The organism is Glutamicibacter arilaitensis, assembly GCF_044793945.1.
Lineage (GTDB): Bacteria > Actinomycetota > Actinomycetes > Actinomycetales > Micrococcaceae > Glutamicibacter > Glutamicibacter arilaitensis_B.
This window is the reverse complement of the sequence record NZ_CP084994.1, coordinates 1473634-1489902: the sequence shown is the minus strand read 5'-3', so window position 1 is coordinate 1489902 and position 16269 is coordinate 1473634. Positions and strand designations below refer to the sequence as shown.

The window sequence follows — 16269 nt, the reverse complement described above, 5'->3', positions numbered from 1 at the left end:
CCACATGGAGCAATCCGAATAGTGGCAACGGCCCTGGCTTATTGTCCGCGAACCGGCAGATACTCGACGGAGCTTACAGGTTTGATCGCCTTAGATGCTTCTCTCCCGGTCAAGTACCATGATGCCCTGCCCGCAGATTCAGATGTCGAAAATCCTTGTTGGAAACAGCGGTGAAACACGATTTTTTGGCCCATGAGCCGCGATCCTCTGCGTGCTCTAGAGGCCTTTGACTTCACGATGGATCAGGCGCAATGTAATCATTCAAAAAAGTAATTCGACTCTTTAGATGGCGAATTTGAAGAATCAGTTGTACGCTAAGTCAAAATACATGCACGGGCCTTGGGGGGCCGCAATGTACTTGGGGAAAATCATTCGCGCTTGGGGCTCGAATGAGTTTGCGTGCTTTTTCTAGCACAGCTTAAGTATTTGCTTCTCGCCGAGATCCACAAAAATTGGGGTTTTTGTGTTTGGCAAATATGTTGGGGGCAAATCCGCGCACCGTAAGAACGGTGACTGTTCGGATAACAAGTCTTTGCGCTGGCGATCTGCAAAGCATAACAATTCCCTCCGTGCATTTTCCGGCGTAACACTGAGCGCAGCTTTAGCCGTTTCTCTGGCCTTCGCAGGATCGTTCGCACCTGCATCCGCGACATCTGTTGGCGACGTTCCATCCGGTACAAATCTCGCCACAGCATCTTCCGGCCCCGCGCCGCTAGAAACCTCGGCCACGGCTTCGCCTACTACGCCTGCACTTACACCTACACCCACACCGTCGGAATCGCCGTCCGAGCTCGAATCAAAGTTGATGGCTCCAAGCGTTTCCCCGACCCCTGAGGTCGAGTTGTCGAAGGTGCCCGACGAAACCCAGAGCGTTGCCCCAAGCTCGCCAGAAGCCGTCCCAAGCCAAGAACCGAAGGCATCAGCAGAGGCTACTGTTCAGGAACCTTCACCGACGAAGATCAAAGCTAAACCACTCGTCGAATCTCCAACAGCAGTACCTTCGGAATCATCGAGGCCTTCAATTTCGCCAACGCCGATCGACAGCAAGAGCCGACTTCTCATGGCTGCGGGCGCAACTTGCGTAGAACCGCAAATTTCATCAGCTCAAGTTCTGGCCGGTTTTGAGCTCGATGGGAACCTCTGCGCAAATGGGAGCACACTAGCTGACTGGACCACCGTTCTAAGTGCACCTTCAGGCAATGATGGGTTTGATGACGCGACTCAATTCGGCGGTAGGGGACCAGATCCTAAGGAATCAAATTGGCCATGGCTAGCAAACCAGATTGTGGGTCAAGGTACCGCCACCGGCCAAGCAGATATCGGCCGGAATTATGCCTACTCCACCACCAGCAATGGCCATGTTTACGCATTTTTGGGATTTGATCGCGGAACCACCACCGGCACCATTCGCTACAATCTTGAGCTTAACGCTGAAAGTAACGGGGCAACTCTTACCCCTTCGCCAAATCGTTCCCCAGGTGACCTGCGCCTAAGCATTGAGCAAGACGGCAACGGAAATCTCATCTTGGCCGGTGCCTACATCTGGGTAGGCACGGGTAACTCCGCTGCCTGGGTAAAACAAACCACCCTATCGGGTTTTGTGGGTGCAACAAATGCAGTGCCCATTCTCGGATTCGACGGGGTTACAACCATTCCGGCACGCGGCTTTGCGGAAATCGGCGTAGACCTGACAACGCTCTTCGGACCTGCAACCTGTACCGGAAATTACGGAACACTAAATTTGCGCTCGTCGTCCTCCACGCAAGAAACAAGTAGCCTCGGCGATTGGATCGCTCCGATCTCCCTCGACGTACCAAGTACCTGCTCAAGTCTGCAGGTTGACAAGGCCTGGGTCATCGACGGCGAGCCATTCGACAATGGTGCCCAGCCAGAAGATTTTAGTGCCTCTTTGAACCTCACCGGCCAGACTGATGCCAAATTCGGAATCAGCTACAACAAACGGAGCGACCAAACCGACTACGAAGTTGGCCAGCAGATCGAAATCGCTGAATCAGTCCTTCCGCTTCCCGCGGGATGCATTAATACTCCTTCAGGGGATCTTGGAACAAAAACACTAGAGCCAGGCTTAAACAACTACACCATCACTAACACCGTCACCTGTACAACCTTGACCTTGGAAAAGAAGGTCATCGGCGAAGCAGCTGCCACGGATTGGACTCTGAAAGCAGCTGGCAGCACAACGGATCTGTCCGGCATCACCGGTAGCCCCGAAGTAACCAACGTTCCTGTCGGCGCAGGCGACTACCTCATCACCGAAACCGGTGGCCCTACTGGCTACGAACTCACCGACGTAAGTTGTGTTGGTGCCACCGTAGGCGCAAACAACACCATCACTATCACCGCCGGCAGCAAGGTGACCTGTACCTTGACCAATACCCAGCAGGTAGACCTGACTGTCACTAAGACCTGGATCGTCAACGGCACCGAATACGCTCACGGCCAGCAGCCGGTAGGCGATGCCACACTGAGCATCGATGAGCAAGCTGCCGCCTTCGGGGAAACCAGCACCGGCCACCTGATCGGTGATGAAGTGCTGATCGCCGAAGCGCTAACCGGTACGCTACCTGAACTGTGCGAGGTCACCAGTTCAACCGTCGATGGGACCAGCGGGCTCACTGCAACGCACACCATGACCGCGACGCCAACACCCAACGTGGTGGAAATCGTGAACACCGTGGACTGCGTCCAGCAGCTGACCCTGGTCAAGGATGTTGACAACGAGGCTTTCGCCGGAACATCAACCGTCGATGATTGGACGCTGAGTGCAACGCGCGATACTGAAGTGATCACCGGCAAAACCGGAGATACCAGTATCACCGAGGCTGCGGTCAGTGTAGGAACCTACGCACTTTCCGAAGACGATGCGACCCTCGGCTACCAACCCGGTAGTTGGACTTGTGTAGGTACTGGAGTAGCCGACGGCGCCAACATTACGTTGGAGCTCGGGCAGGAAGCCACCTGCACCATCGTGAATACGGCCCTCCCCGGTTCGGTGACCTGGACCAAGACCAACGTTGGCGGCGATCTGCTGGCCGGATCTGAGTGGACCGTGACCGGACCGCTCGGCGAAAACTCCGCAGCAATTGCTGTGACGGACTGCATCGCGGCCGGTTGCACCGGCCCGGACATGGACCCGGCCAAGGGCAAGTTTGCACTGGAGCAGCTCAAATGGGGAAGCTACACGCTGCAAGAAACCACTGCTCCCCCGGGCTATGTCAAGGACACCGAGGTGCATTCATTTGTTGTCGCAGGTGAAGAACTCCATGTTGAGCTCGCCGCCATCAAAAATGAGCAGCAGGCTGGTCCCACACTTCCACTCACCGGTGGAATCGGGCGAGATCAGATTTATCTCCTCGGCGGCGGCATCCTGATACTGGGCCTTTCCATACTAGGCGGAAAGTCTCTGCGAATTCGTCGACACCGAAACCTCGGCTAGACCCACAATTTTTACCAACCACGCTGAACTTGGGTAGGCGTACAACCACTCGCACAAAAGGAGTAATCGTGTTCACGCAACGCAGACTCGGCAAGTTACTTGCCGGAGCAAGTGCCATGGCACTTGTTGGGATGGGCCTCATTGGGGTGGGCGCCGCATCCGCTGATGACATCGTCGAGGGAACCGTAGGAAGCATCACGGTTCACAAGTCTTCCGCCGCTACGGGCGACCCAGGTGACGGCACCGAGCTTCCCGTGGATCCGAGCCCAGGTCTGGTGGGCGTCGAATTTACCTTGCAGCCAGTGCTTCATGGCGGGAACCCGATTGATCTGAGCACCGCCGAGGGGTGGGAATTAGCAGAAGCGCTACCGACAAACACCGCTGGCGGAACGCTACCCACTGGCTATTCCCTGGGTGCAGAAACAACACAGCTCACCCAAGCAGACGGTACGGCACTCTTTGGCGGACTGGATCTGGGACTGTATCTGATCACGGAAACCGATTCGGGTGACAATCTGATCAAAAATGCGGTGACGCCGTTCTACGTGAGCGTTCCTTACCCGAACACTGATGGGTCATGGAACTATGCAGTCCATGTCTACCCTAAGAACGTTTTGGACACGATCGAACTGACCAAGACCGTGGACGACACCGCGCTGATTCTGGGTGACGACGTCACCTGGACCTTGACAACTGCCGTGCCCGATGCGGCTCTACCGTACAAGTCCTTCACCTTGACCGACAACATGACGTCTAACTTGGGCTTCATTTCTTGGGAGTCTGTCTCGATCGGCGCTGTGCCTTTGGTTCCAGTTACCGATTACACCATCTCAGGTGACAACGCCACGATCACTTTCACCGAAGCTGGTTTGGGAAAGCTCGACCTCGCCGGTGAGACGACCGTGACCGCAGTGCTGAAGACCAAGGTTCTGTCGATCCCGGAGAATGGCAAAGTCGAAAATACCGCGACCGTGACCATCAACGGCACCCCGGATACGGATTCGACCAACACCAACTTGGGCACCTTGGAACTGGTCAAGAAGAGCGAAGGCACAGACGGTGCCTTGCTGGACGGAGCAGTTTTCGAGCTCTACGGCACAGCACCCAATAGCGATGGCACCGCTTCCGGCCCGGTTCTAGCTACCGGAACCACCGTTGATGGGAAAGTCACCTGGGAACTACACGTAGGTATCACCACTGATACGACTGAAGATTACTGGGTCAAGGAAACCAAAGCTCCGGTAGGATACGTGCTTCCAGCTAATCCATGGTCAGGAATGCTCACGGTGACCGCCGGACAGATTGAGATCAATACGATCACCAACCACAAACCTGAGGGACCGGAACTCCCCCTAACCGGTGCTTCGGGAACGGTACTGTTCACCATGGCTGGTATTGGCTTGATGGCCGCCGCCAGTGGTGCAGTACTCGTGAAGCGTCGCCGCTCAAGGATGCAGAGCTAGCCCGCATTCTGTTTGACGCCGCAACGGTGAAATGAGAATGGTGGGAGAACTAAGCGTCGCTTGGCTCTCCCACCATTTTCTTTTTCAAGTAATAGCACCCTGAGAAATCATAGGTAAGTATCATGAGTTCTACCCTCAGTTCTACGCTTGAGTCTCCGGCATCCCGGCCTCAGCGCTGGCGCGTGCCTGTCTCGACTCTGCTGATCTCCATCGTCTTCCTCGCAGGTACCGGCATGCTTCTCTATCCACACGTGGCCAGCTGGTTCGCCCAGTACAACCAATCCAAGATCATCAATGAGATCTCCTCGGAAGTTTCCCACGAGGGTGGAAAGCAAATTGCAGATGAACTTCAGCGAGCCCATGAATATAATCGCGAGCTGGTCGGCGGTGGACTGTTGGCTCCGGGAAGCAACGTTCCAACCAGCGACGGAGCAGTCAAAGCCGATACTGAATACAACTCACTGCTCAACGTCAACAGCGAAGGGCTCATTGGCCGGCTGCGTGTGGCGTCCGTTGATATCGATCTGCCCATCTATCACGGCACCGATGCTAAGACGCTAGAAAAAGGAGTGGGCCACTTACAGGGAACAGCACTTCCCATCGGTGGGCAGTCCCAACATACCGTGCTGACCGCGCACCGTGGGTTACCCGAAGCAAACTTGTTCAATGATCTGCCTAAGGTAAAAGTCGGCGATACCTTCAGCATCGAGGTCTTCAACCAGGTCATGACGTACCGAGTCACCGAAACGCAAACGGTTGAACCGGATGAGACTAAAGCGCTGACTCCCCAGTTTGATAAGGATCTCGCCACTTTGGTCACCTGCACTCCCCTAGGGATCAATACGCACCGAATGCTGGTCACCGGCGAACGAGTACACCCAACTCCCCAAGCGGATATTGATGCGCTCGGCTCGGTACCCGATATCCCCGGTTTCCCGTGGTGGAGCATTTGGCTCGGCGCAACACTGCTGGTGCTCAGCCTTTGGGTGTACCTCGCAGGTCGCCCCCGAGGAATCAAGAACCTGAAGATCCAGGCAGACTGAAGATGGAATAGTTCCTAAGGTTTGCGAGCTACGGAACCATCCACGTAGTCATCCGATGAGGAATCCGAGCACTCCCCCGCGAAAATGTGCCGAGTCTGGTGCACACATGCATGGCACGCTAGAGATTTGCGAGCTATGTCTCGAAGGTGCTTAAGTCGCACTAGATTTATCGGTGAGTCAACAGCATCGCCGGCTCGTACCTGTAGATATTCAGGTTTGGCACCGAGATCCGCAGCGTTTTCCTGTGGTTGGAAAACCCTTCAACTTGGAATTTTCGACTAGCAACGACGCAATCACGAATAAAAAGGACGTAGTACTTTCCTGCTCATTCCCATATTAGAATCAGGTTCGGGGACCAAGGAGTCCTAAACTCGGATCGACTTTTCATGGGGAACAAATGAATAAACTCGCTCAACGCGCGCTTGCCATCATCGCAACCGGCGCGCTAGCAATCTCGGGTGCCACCGCGGCGATTGCCGCTCCACAGGTAGCCGCAGCCAATGCTATTAGCGTCGTCGCTGCCAAGAAAGCGCCAGCGGTCACGATCAAGAAAATCGGGACGAAGACCGTCAAGGGGTCGGCGAAGGCAACCATCAAGCCCAGCTATTCCAAGGCCAAGAACGTCAAGATCAAGTCTGCGCTCTTGAGCGTGACCAAGGGCAAGAAGTCGGTGGCCAAGAACAAGAAGTCGGTCAAGCTTGCTGCCGGCACTTACAAGGTCACCACCACGGTGAAGTACCAGCTCAAGGGCAAGACTTCGACTGTCAGGAAAACTCAGACTTTGCTGGTGAAAAAGGCCTCCACCAAGAAGTCGGTGAAGATGAACGGGAAAACCATCAATTGTCCGGCTGGCTTCCCGGTGAAGGGAAACCGCACCGGCAGCAAGAACGAGTGGAAGTACCACGTCAAGGGTCAGCGCTTCTACAACATCACGAAGCCAGAAGAATGCTTCAAGACTACCGCGGATGCTCGCAAGGCCGGCTACCGCGCTTCGAAGATCTAAGTTCTCCCTGCTAATTTCTTGGTACCGTGAACCAGACAATAAATTGACCGCGGCGGCCTTCCTAGGAAGGCCGCCGCGGTCAATTTATTGAAAGAAAACTAAAGCTCAGAGGCACCGAACACGCTGCATAAACTGGAGTCGAAAATTACTTTTCGATGACGTCTTTAGCTGTTTCCTCATCGTCATCATCTCGGCTTTTTCTGATGTTCTCAGCTAGTGAGGCCGCCATACCTTCAGCCTTATCCAGGGCTCGGTTCTTCGTGTCATCGCCAAACTGCTTAATGGCGTTAAGACCATCGGAGCCCGCGTCAGTTACCTTATCCCGCACTTCAGAGACAGCCTTGAGCCACTTCTTGGATTCAAGAGCACCGTATGCGCTCTCGATTCCCAGACGGCTTTGGAAATCCACAACATCGTTGGCCACGATATTTGTTGCTTTTATGACATCACCCGAAGACTTGGGGTGCAACAGCACCTTGGAGTTTGCCAATCCAGCGACAGCAGCAATTCGTTCAAGAAGTTTCTCAGTCACCTGCGTGATGTGGGTGATACGGCGTTCGCGAGATATTTGGAGTCCAACTCGATGATTCTCGAGCTCCTCAGGCGAATTATTGAAGACTCGATCCACTTCCAGGATAGACATGCCATCTTGGAGCTGGAAGCATCTCGCTAAGACGGCCAACCATTGGTTGACCTTCGATTCGATCTCTCGGGTGATCTTAGCAAGTTCTCCCATCTTGGACTTCTTTTCCAGCTTTTCTGCCAGCGCATCCAGAGCACGCAGTGCGTATGCTTGGGTCGTTGCAATGGTTTTGGCATTCGAATGAACCTTGGACCAAGTTGTTTCCCCTACATGGCCAACTTGTTCGCGAACGGTCATTGCGTCGTCGATAAGCATCCCAACGCCGTCAAGGTCTGCAAGAACAGCGTCTTTCTGCGCACGCAAGATATCATCGACTTTTTCGTCGATCACCTTCAGGTAGTCAGTGATCTCGTCCATGGTCTGTTGCATGGCGTACTGAGCCATGATGCCGCCAACACTCGTAAGAACAGCAGGGTTGGACAGGAAAGCGGTAGGGCTTGTGACAATCTCGAGTAGATTGCTTATCTTGCCGTCTTTCATGACAATAGCTCGAGCCAGCCCCTTATTTGAGCCAGTCATCAGATCCGCCGTTTTAAAAATCCGCGCCGATTCTTCGGAGAGTTTGACCCATCGACCGTAGTTCTCTGCAATCCCACTGCTAGCTTGCATCACCGATGCTCCCATGCCTACGGCTGGGCTCAAGCGATCAAGCGGGAGTTCTTTAGAAAGCAGTCCGACGGAATCCATAAACTTGTCAACGGCTCCACGCTCGCCCAAAACGGCTATGCCGTTACCGTCAGAGACAATCTCAATATCGTCACTAGCCATTTCTGCTCCTTCAGCATTCACTTTTGCACCGCTGGCATTTCAGCAAGTTCAGTGCCGGGCACGGTGTCTCGCGAGCATTTTGAATGAGATCGAATATACCCGTTATCCATACCGCTATGCCCTACGGCGAAAATTCACTAATGCAATCTTCCCATCAATTACTTGAATACTAAAGCACCTATTGATCGCACTGCCCCGCATCCATCCAATGCATTATTCTTTGTCTCCTCCTCGAAGCCAAGGAACGGATGTGCCTTTCCAGCCAAAACAAAAACCACTGGCTCCGAACGACTTTTCAGTCGTTCGGAGCCAGTGGTTTTAGCTATAGAGCTGGTTCGAAGCTTGCCTTAGCGAGCTACGGAACCATCCACGTAGTCATCCGAAGAGGAATCCGAGATCCACGAGAACAGCGAGCGCAGTTCGCGACCGGTGGTCTCGATTGGGTGCTCTTCACCCTTCTTACGCAGTGCCTTGAACTCTGGGGCACCGGCCTTCTGGTCTTCCATGAAGCGGGTGGCAAAGGCGCCGGACTGGATATCAGCCAGAACAGCCTTCATGTTTTCCTTCACCTCAGGGGTGATCACGCGTGGGCCGGAGACGTAGTCGCCGTACTCAGCGGTGTCGGAGATCGACCAGCGCTGCTTGGCGATGCCGCCTTCCCACATCAGGTCAACGATCAGCTTCAGCTCGTGCAGTACCTCGAAGTAGGCGATCTCTGGCTTGTAGCCAGCTTCGGTGAGAACTTCGAAGCCGTACTGAACCAGCTGCGAGGTGCCACCGCAAAGAACTGCCTGCTCACCGAACAGGTCGGTTTCGGTCTCTTCGGTGAAGGTGGTCTCGATGACGCCGGCACGGGTGCCGCCGATGCCTGCAGCGTAGGACAGGGCCAGTTCCTTGGCGCCGCCGGTGAAGTTCTGCTCCACGGCGATCAGGTCAGGAATACCACGGCCTGCTTCGAATTCGCGGCGTACGGTGTGGCCCGGTGCCTTTGGAGCAACCAGTGCAACGTCAACGTTGGCTGGTGGCTGGATGAAGCCGAAGCGGATGTTGAAGCCGTGGCCGAAGAACAGCGCGTTGCCCTCTTCGAGGTGCTCGGCGATCGACTCGGTGTAAACCTGAGCCTGGACCTGGTCCGGGGTCAGGATCATGATGACGTCTGCCCACTTGGCTGCCTCGGCAACGGTGGCGACCTTCAGGCCTTCGGCCTCAACCTTGGCGCGGGACTTGGAGCCCTCGGCCAGGCCGACGGTGACGTCAACGCCGGAGTCGCGCAGGCTCAGTGCGTGTGCGTGGCCCTGGGAGCCATAGCCAATGACGGCTACTTTCTTGCCCTGGATGATTGAAAGGTCGGCGTCGTCTTCGTAATACATATCAGCCACTGTGATTGCTCCTTAGGTATTCTTCGAATAAGAAGTTTGTTATTGAAAGTTCTGGAAATTCGCTTGGTGCCGTTTAGGCGGAGAGAGTTTTCAGCGCCCTGTCCGACATCGACTTGGCGCCACGTCCCACGGCCAGGGTACCGGCCTGGACGATTTCACGGATGCCGAATGGTTCGAGAACCGCTAGCAGCGCCTCGATCTTCCCGGCATTGCCGGTAGCCTCGATCACCAGCGAATCCTGAGCCACGTCGATGACGGAAGCGCGGAAGAGCTCGGCGGCCTGGGTGACCTGCAGGCGGGTTGCCGCATCTGCCCGCACCTTGACCATGATGTGGTCGCGCTGCACCGAGGTTTCCGGCAGCAGCTCGACGATCTTGATGACGTTTATCAGCTTGTTCAGCTGTTTGGTGACCTGCTCCAGGGAGTCCCCTTCGGCGTCGACCACCACGGTCATGCGGCTGATTCCCTCGATTTCGGTGGGACCCACCGCGAGGGAATGAATGTTGAACGCACGGCGGGCGAAAAGGCTGGCGACTCGGGTGAGTACGCCGGGAACGTCTTCGACAAGTACCGACAACGTATGCTTTGCCATGTTCTAGTCCTCCTCTTCCCACTCTGGGGTCATGCCCTTGGCAAACTGGATCTGGTCATTGCTGACTCCGGAGGGGACCATTGGCCACACCATGGAGTCGGCGGAAACCACGAAGTCGATCACCACTGGGCGGTCATTGATTTCAAGTGCCTTTTGGATGGTGGCATCAATGTCCTCGTCGCGTTCGCAACGCAGGCCCACGCAACCATAGGCATCGGCTAGCTTCACGAAGTCCGGGACTCGTGCGGTGCCGTGGCCGGTGTTCAGATCCGTGTTGGAGTAGCGCGATTCGTAGAACAGGGTCTGCCACTGGCGGACCATGCCCAGCGAGGAGTTGTTGATGATGGCAACCTTGATCGGGATCTTGTTGATCACGCAGGTGGCCAGCTCCTGGTTGGTCATCTGGAAACAGCCGTCTCCATCGATTGCCCACACCACACGGTCCGGCTGGGCTACCTTGGCGCCCATTGCCGCAGGCACCGAGTAGCCCATGGTTCCCAGCCCGGCGGAGTTCAGCCATGAGCGCGGGCGCTCGTACTTCACGAACTGCGCGGCCCACATCTGGTGCTGGCCCACACCTGCCACATACACGCCCTCTGGACCGGTCAGTGCGCCGATGCGCCCGATGACGTTCTGCGGTGCGGAAAGCCCGTCGTGGGTTTCGGTGTAGCCAATCGGGTAGGTCTCGCGCAGCCGGTTGAGCAGTGCCCACCAGCTGTCCAGATCCTGCGGCGCATCGGTTTCAAAGCGCGTGGTGCAGGCATCCTGCAGCTGCGGGATGATCTCATCCAGCGAGCCAACGATCGGCACGTCTGCGGTGCGGTTCTTCGAAATTTCGGCCGGGTCGATATCGGCGTGGATCACCTTCGCGTTGGGTGCGAAGGAGGAGAGCACACCGGTGACGCGGTCATCGAAGCGCGCGCCCAAGGTGATCAGCAGATCTGCCTGCTGCAGCGCGGTGACGGCCGAGACCGCACCGTGCATGCCCGGCATGCCCACGTGCTGCTGGTGGGAGTCCGGGAACGCGCCACGAGCGGTGAGCGTGGTGACGACCGGAGCATTGATGAACTCGGCGAAGGCCTTGAGTTCCTCATGCGCGTTGGCCTTGATCACGCCGCCGCCAACGTAGAGCACCGGACGGCTGGCGCCGGCGATCAGTTTTGCGGCTTCGCGCAGCTGCTTGTTGTGCCCCTTGGTCACTACCCGGTAACCGGGCAGGTCCACCTTTGGCGGCCAGGAGAAAGTCATATCTCCCTGCTGGGCATCCTTGGTGATATCCACCAGCACCGGGCCGGGACGGCCGGTCTGCGCCAGATAGAACGCACTGGCCATCACCCGTGGGATCTCTTCCGGGTCGGTCACCAGGAAAGCATGCTTGGTAATTGGCATGGTGATGCCAACAATGTCAGCTTCCTGGAATGCGTCCGAGCCGATAAAGGCGCTGTGCACCTGGCCGGTGATTGCCACCATGGGTACCGAGTCCATATTGGCATCGGCTAGCGGGGTGACGAGGTTGGTTGCGCCCGGGCCGGAGGTGGCGATGCAGACGCCAACTTCTCCGGAAACCATGGCGTAGCCCTGTGCGGCGTGGCCTGCACCCTGTTCGTGGCGGACCAAGATGTGGTTAATCTTGGTCGAATCCATCAGTGGATCATAGGTGGGAAGGATGGCCCCGCCTGGTAATCCGAAGACGTCCTTGACGCCCAGTTCTTCCAGTGATCGGACGATGGCTTGTGACCCCGTCATCTTGGTGGGAGCGACGATATTATTCGGACCCTGTACCGGGTTCGAAGCTTCCACTACGGAAGAGACAGCGGTTGTGGCATCCTTTGATCGATTAATTGATTTCGCAACCGAGGCCGGATTGGCTGGTGTTACGTTGCTCATCGGGATCCTTTCCTGTTCTATCTCTTCGTTTGCGCATAAAAAACGCCCCGCGGCCGTCACTATTGACGAAAGGGGGCTGGCGCGTTACCGACGTTCTGTCCTGGTGGACAACGTTTCAGGCTTCGCGCCTGATAACTAGTAGAACCTCGGTGGTTGTTTGCATACCTCTAGTTTTCTCCACCGGGAGGTAAAGAGCAACTAGAAGCCCCTTGTATCTCATTATACGAGATGGATGTCCATTGGTTGGACGCTTTGGCGTCCAACCAATGGCTCGCTTTGGCTTTTACCTAGCCACAGTAGGCGCCGGTTGACGCCGAGTTGACCAGCTTTGCGTACTTTGCCAGCACACCGGTGGTGAACTTGGCAGGCAGCGGCTCCCAGCCGACCTTGCGGGCCTCAAGCTCTGCAGGATCAACCAGCAGATCGAAGCTGCGCGCCTCGATGTCCACGCGGATCTTGTCGCCGTCCTTGACGAAGGCGATTGGCCCGCCGTCCACGGCTTCTGGCGCTACGTGACCGATGCACAGCCCGGTGGTGCCACCGGAGAAGCGGCCATCGGTGAGCAGCAATACGTCCTTACCCAGGCCCGCACCCTTGATGGCGCCGGTGATCGCAAGCATCTCGCGCATTCCGGGACCACCCTTGGGGCCTTCGTAGCGGATGACCACTACGTCGCCGGCCTGGATCTGTCCGGCATCAAGGGCCGCCAGGGCCCCCTGCTCGCGGTCGAAGACGCGGGCGGTGCCCTCGAAGACGTCTGCGTCGAAGCCAGCTGACTTCACCACGGCGCCTTCCGGGGCCAGCGAACCGTGCAGCACGGTGACGCCACCGGTCTTGTGGATCGGGTTGTCAATTGCACGCAGGATCTTGCCGTCTGGATCTGGCGGTGCAATATGCGCGAGGTTTTCCGCCATGGTCTTGCCGGTGACGGTCATGCAGTCCCCGTGCAGCAATCCGGCATCCAGCAGCGCCTTCATGACAACCGGAACTCCGCCAATGCGGTCCAGGTCGTTCATCACGTAGCGGCCGAATGGCTTCAGGTCTGCCAGGTGCGGCACCTTGTCGCCAATGCGGTTGAAGTCCGCCAGGCTCAATTCGACCTCTGCCTCGCGGGCAATAGCCAATAGGTGCAGCACCGCGTTGGTGGAGCCGCCGAAGGCCATGGTCACAGCAATGGCGTTTTCAAAGGCCTTCTTGGTCATGATGTCGCGGGCACGGATTCCCTTGCGCAGCAGTTCTACAACTGCCTCGCCGGACTTGTGCGCGAACATGTCGCGGCGGCGGTCTGCCGAAGGCGGGGCCGCCGAGCCTGGCAGGGACATGCCAAGCGCTTCGCCGATGGAGGCCATGGTGTTTGCGGTGTACATGCCGCCGCAGGCGCCTTCGCCCGGGCAGATGGCCCGTTCGATACGCCCCAGGTCTTCTTCGCTCATCTTGCCGGCGGCGCAGGCGCCCACGGCTTCGAAGGCGTCAATCAGGGTGACGTCTTTTTCGGTGCCGTCCTCCAGCTTGACCCAACCGGGCATGATCGAGCCGGCGTAGAGGAACACCGAGGAAAGGTTCAGTCGAGCCGCGGCCATCAGCATGCCGGGCAGCGACTTGTCGCAGCCCGCAAGAAGCACCGAACCGTCCAAGCGCTCGGCCATCATCACGGTCTCGACGGAGTCGGCAATGACTTCACGGGAAACCAGCGAGAAGTGCATGCCCTCGTGGCCCATGGAAATGCCGTCGGAAACGGAAATGGTGCCGAACTGCATCGGGAAACCGCCACCTGCGTGGACGCCCTCCTTGGCGCCTTGCGCCAGTCGGTTCAGCGAGAGGTTGCACGGGGTGATTTCATTCCACGAGCTTGCAATGCCGATTTGCGGTTTGGCGAAGTCGTCGTCTCCCATGCCGACCGCACGCAACATGCCGCGTGCAGGGGCCGCATGGATACCATCGGTGACCACGCGTGAACGTGGTTTGATATCTGGGGTAGTCTCCTGGCTCATAAATCAAATTCTAGAAGTCAATATGACCAATTGGACAACCCATGACGCGACAATGACATATTTCGCTAAACGAGGAGACTGGTCAAATTGTCCAGCATTATCGGTAGAGTGTGAGTTATGGACCCACGCCCAGACGAAAATCCTACCGACCACGTCAAGCGCCTCCTGCACGAGGCCTTTGATTCGCAGATCCCAAACTTCGCCAGTTACAACCTGGTAGCGGGAACCGGCATAGCCGGCTCCGGTGGACTCAAGGTCATTGGATATCGACGTCAGCCAGCGGAATTAGTCCTCGCCCCGGTGTCTTCAGCAGATCTGCGCGCTTCCGAAGCCGCAATTACGATCAACAACACCAACGTGAATCAGCTCGCGCTGCTCAGCGACGGCGGCTATGAGGTTGCCACCTCCACCGGACGCGTTTTCCGCTTCAGCATCCCGAGCCACCCGAGCATCGACATCCATATCGATGACGCGGTCACGCTCGGTGCGCTGATCGACCAAGAAATTGATGCGCGTGACTTCGCGGGCTTCATGGATCATTTCATGAACACCATCGAAGGAACCGAGAGCTTCGTCTAACCGCATAGGAATCACCTCAAACTCCAAAGAAGCGCAGCGGCAAATTTGCCGCTGCGCTTCTTTTTTGTTTCGCATGCTTGGCCGGAGTACCAGGTGCACTCGTCAGCCAAGGTCATTCCAGCAGGAAATCCGGTGGAAACCTCAGGCATCACCGAGGCAGCCAACGAAGATGATTATCAGCTCCGCGAAAGCTCGTGCGGATACTGGGCCTCGCGCTTCTGGAACTCCAAGATGGCCGGATTCTTGACCACACCATCCTGGATCTCGATAGCGCGTGCGAGGGTCTTATTTTCCTTCCACGCCTCCGGGCCGCCCATAACCTCTTCAAGGAATGGAAGCAGTCCCAAACTGATTTCCCAGCTGGCCGAATTCCACAGATAAGAAGGTGAATGATCAACCGCGTAGTAGTTGACGTTCGGGCCCACCTTGAACATCGGATCGGCAAAGGTGGTCGGTTTAGCCCACTCGAATCCCATGCCTTCATCGCAGGAAACATCAACGATGATGCTTCCAGGAGAGAAGGCCCCTAGCTGTTCGGTGCTCAGATACATCAATGGGGCATTGGGATCCTGCAGGGTGCAATTGACCACAATGTCGCTCTCGGCGAGGAAGGGGGCCAAAGGAACCTTGCCGTCGTCGGTGATGACTTCGCTCAGGTGCGGTCCGCTCTCATGTTCGAACTGCACCATAGTTACCGCGTGAATCGGCGAGGCTACGGCCGCCACGGAACGGGAGGTGAGCACCTGGATCTCGTTGATGCCGTGGGCGCGCAATGCGGTGACCGCTCCACGGGCGGTAGCGCCGAAGCCGATGACCACCGCCGAGAGCCGGCGTCCGTAGTCACCGGTGACACCGCACAGTTGCATTGCGTGCAACACCGAGGCGTAGCCTGCAATCTCGTTGTTCTTGTGGAACACGTGCAGCCCGAAGCTTCCGTCCGTGCCCCAGTGGTTCATCGCTTCGAAGGCGATGAGCGTCAGTTTCTTATCCACCGCCAGCTGGGTGAGCGTCTCGTCCTGGACGCAGTGCGGCCAGCCCCAGAGCGTTTGCCCAACGCGCATTTCTTCGAGATCTGCGTGCTGCGGTTTAGGCAATAAGAGAATATCTGCGGATTTCATGATCTCGCTTCGCGGGGCGATTCTGCCGACCAGCTCTGCGAGTTTCTCATCATCAATGCCACACGGTAGGCCATAGCCGGTCTCGACCATCATCCGCTTGCGGAAGCTCTCATCGATCCGCTCAAAGTGCAGTGGGTGGATCGGCAAACGCCGTTCGTCCGTCTTCTGCGAAGTTGCGATGACTCCTAGTGAAAGGCCTTTTGTCGAATCCATGCGTCGTTTACTCTTTCTGTGTGGGACAGGCCACAACGGACCGCCCCATACAACCCACGGTACAGTGCCGTACCAAACGCCCCATTTACAGCGTGGTCAAGGAGATGCACGGAACGCAAGAAAACGGGAGATT

General features: G+C 56.8%; 12 protein-coding genes. 5 read left to right on the top strand and 7 right to left on the bottom strand.

Annotated features, from left to right (window positions below):
- Window positions 1–408: 408 nt before the first annotated feature.
- Complete coding sequence (locus LG294_RS06910) at window positions 409–729, bottom strand: hypothetical protein (protein WP_404290792.1); 321 nt, start codon at window positions 727–729, stop codon at window positions 409–411.
- Between the two features lie 556 nt (window positions 730–1285).
- Between LG294_RS06910 and LG294_RS06905 the strand changes: the two genes are divergently transcribed.
- The 4 genes from LG294_RS06905 to LG294_RS06890 all read left to right on the top strand — a co-directional run bounded on the left by LG294_RS06905 (window position 1286) and on the right by LG294_RS06890 (window position 6966).
- On the top strand, window positions 1286–3457 hold the full coding sequence (locus LG294_RS06905) for a SpaA isopeptide-forming pilin-related protein (protein ID WP_404290790.1): 2172 nt from the start codon (window positions 1286–1288) through the stop codon (window positions 3455–3457).
- Window positions 3458–3525: 68 nt separating this feature from the next.
- On the top strand, window positions 3526–4920 hold the full coding sequence (locus LG294_RS06900) for a SpaH/EbpB family LPXTG-anchored major pilin (protein WP_404290788.1): 1395 nt from the start codon (window positions 3526–3528) through the stop codon (window positions 4918–4920).
- A 122-nt stretch (window positions 4921–5042) separates the two neighbouring features.
- Window positions 5043–5963, top strand: a complete 921-nt coding sequence (locus LG294_RS06895) for a class C sortase (protein ID WP_404290786.1) — start codon at window positions 5043–5045, stop codon at window positions 5961–5963.
- 397 nt (window positions 5964–6360) lie between these two features.
- On the top strand, window positions 6361–6966 hold the full coding sequence (locus LG294_RS06890; protein WP_404290784.1) for a hypothetical protein: 606 nt from the start codon (window positions 6361–6363) through the stop codon (window positions 6964–6966).
- A 145-nt stretch (window positions 6967–7111) separates the two neighbouring features.
- On the opposite strand, the gene LG294_RS06885 is transcribed toward LG294_RS06890, so the two are convergent.
- The 5 genes from LG294_RS06885 to ilvD all read right to left on the bottom strand — a co-directional run bounded on the left by LG294_RS06885 (window position 7112) and on the right by ilvD (window position 14226).
- Window positions 7112–8377, bottom strand: coding sequence for a hypothetical protein (locus tag LG294_RS06885; RefSeq protein WP_404290782.1), 1266 nt, complete (start codon window positions 8375–8377; stop codon window positions 7112–7114).
- Between the two features lie 347 nt (window positions 8378–8724).
- Window positions 8725–9747 (bottom strand): ketol-acid reductoisomerase, encoded by a 1023-nt coding sequence (ilvC, locus tag LG294_RS06880; protein ID WP_404291672.1) that lies wholly within the window; start codon window positions 9745–9747, stop codon window positions 8725–8727.
- A gap of 82 nt (window positions 9748–9829) precedes the next feature.
- Window positions 9830–10348, bottom strand: a complete 519-nt coding sequence (gene ilvN, locus LG294_RS06875; RefSeq protein WP_404290780.1) for an acetolactate synthase small subunit — start codon at window positions 10346–10348, stop codon at window positions 9830–9832.
- A 3-nt stretch (window positions 10349–10351) separates the two neighbouring features.
- Window positions 10352–12235, bottom strand: a complete 1884-nt coding sequence (locus LG294_RS06870; protein WP_404290778.1) for an acetolactate synthase large subunit — start codon at window positions 12233–12235, stop codon at window positions 10352–10354.
- 287 nt (window positions 12236–12522) lie between these two features.
- Complete coding sequence (gene ilvD / locus LG294_RS06865; protein WP_404290776.1) at window positions 12523–14226, bottom strand: dihydroxy-acid dehydratase; 1704 nt, start codon at window positions 14224–14226, stop codon at window positions 12523–12525.
- A 117-nt stretch (window positions 14227–14343) separates the two neighbouring features.
- Here ilvD and LG294_RS06860 point away from each other — a divergent pair, with 117 nt between their 5' ends.
- Window positions 14344–14805 (top strand): hypothetical protein, encoded by a 462-nt coding sequence (locus LG294_RS06860; protein WP_404290774.1) that lies wholly within the window; start codon window positions 14344–14346, stop codon window positions 14803–14805.
- Between the two features lie 176 nt (window positions 14806–14981).
- On the opposite strand, the gene LG294_RS06855 is transcribed toward LG294_RS06860, so the two are convergent.
- Complete coding sequence (locus LG294_RS06855) at window positions 14982–16136, bottom strand: N(5)-(carboxyethyl)ornithine synthase (protein ID WP_404290772.1); 1155 nt, start codon at window positions 16134–16136, stop codon at window positions 14982–14984.
- Between the last annotated feature and the right edge of the window lie 133 nt (window positions 16137–16269).

What these genes read in the sequence shown, in the direction of transcription:
- LG294_RS06895 (WP_404290786.1), top strand. Translation starts at nt 5,043, where the DNA reads ATGAGTTCTACCCTCAGTTCTACGCTTGAGTCTCCGGCATCCCGGCCT.
- LG294_RS06890 (WP_404290784.1), top strand. Translation starts at nt 6,361, where the DNA reads ATGAATAAACTCGCTCAACGCGCGCTTGCCATCATCGCAACCGGCGCG.
- LG294_RS06885 (WP_404290782.1), bottom strand. Translation starts at nt 8,377, where the DNA reads ATGGCTAGTGACGATATTGAGATTGTCTCTGACGGTAACGGCATAGCC.
- ilvC (WP_404291672.1), bottom strand. Translation starts at nt 9,747, where the DNA reads ATGTATTACGAAGACGACGCCGACCTTTCAATCATCCAGGGCAAGAAA.
- ilvN (WP_404290780.1), bottom strand. Translation starts at nt 10,348, where the DNA reads ATGGCAAAGCATACGTTGTCGGTACTTGTCGAAGACGTTCCCGGCGTA.
- LG294_RS06870 (WP_404290778.1), bottom strand. Translation starts at nt 12,235, where the DNA reads ATGAGCAACGTAACACCAGCCAATCCGGCCTCGGTTGCGAAATCAATT.
- ilvD (WP_404290776.1), bottom strand. Translation starts at nt 14,226, where the DNA reads ATGAGCCAGGAGACTACCCCAGATATCAAACCACGTTCACGCGTGGTC.
- LG294_RS06860 (WP_404290774.1), top strand. Translation starts at nt 14,344, where the DNA reads ATGGACCCACGCCCAGACGAAAATCCTACCGACCACGTCAAGCGCCTC.
- LG294_RS06855 (WP_404290772.1), bottom strand. Translation starts at nt 16,136, where the DNA reads ATGGATTCGACAAAAGGCCTTTCACTAGGAGTCATCGCAACTTCGCAG.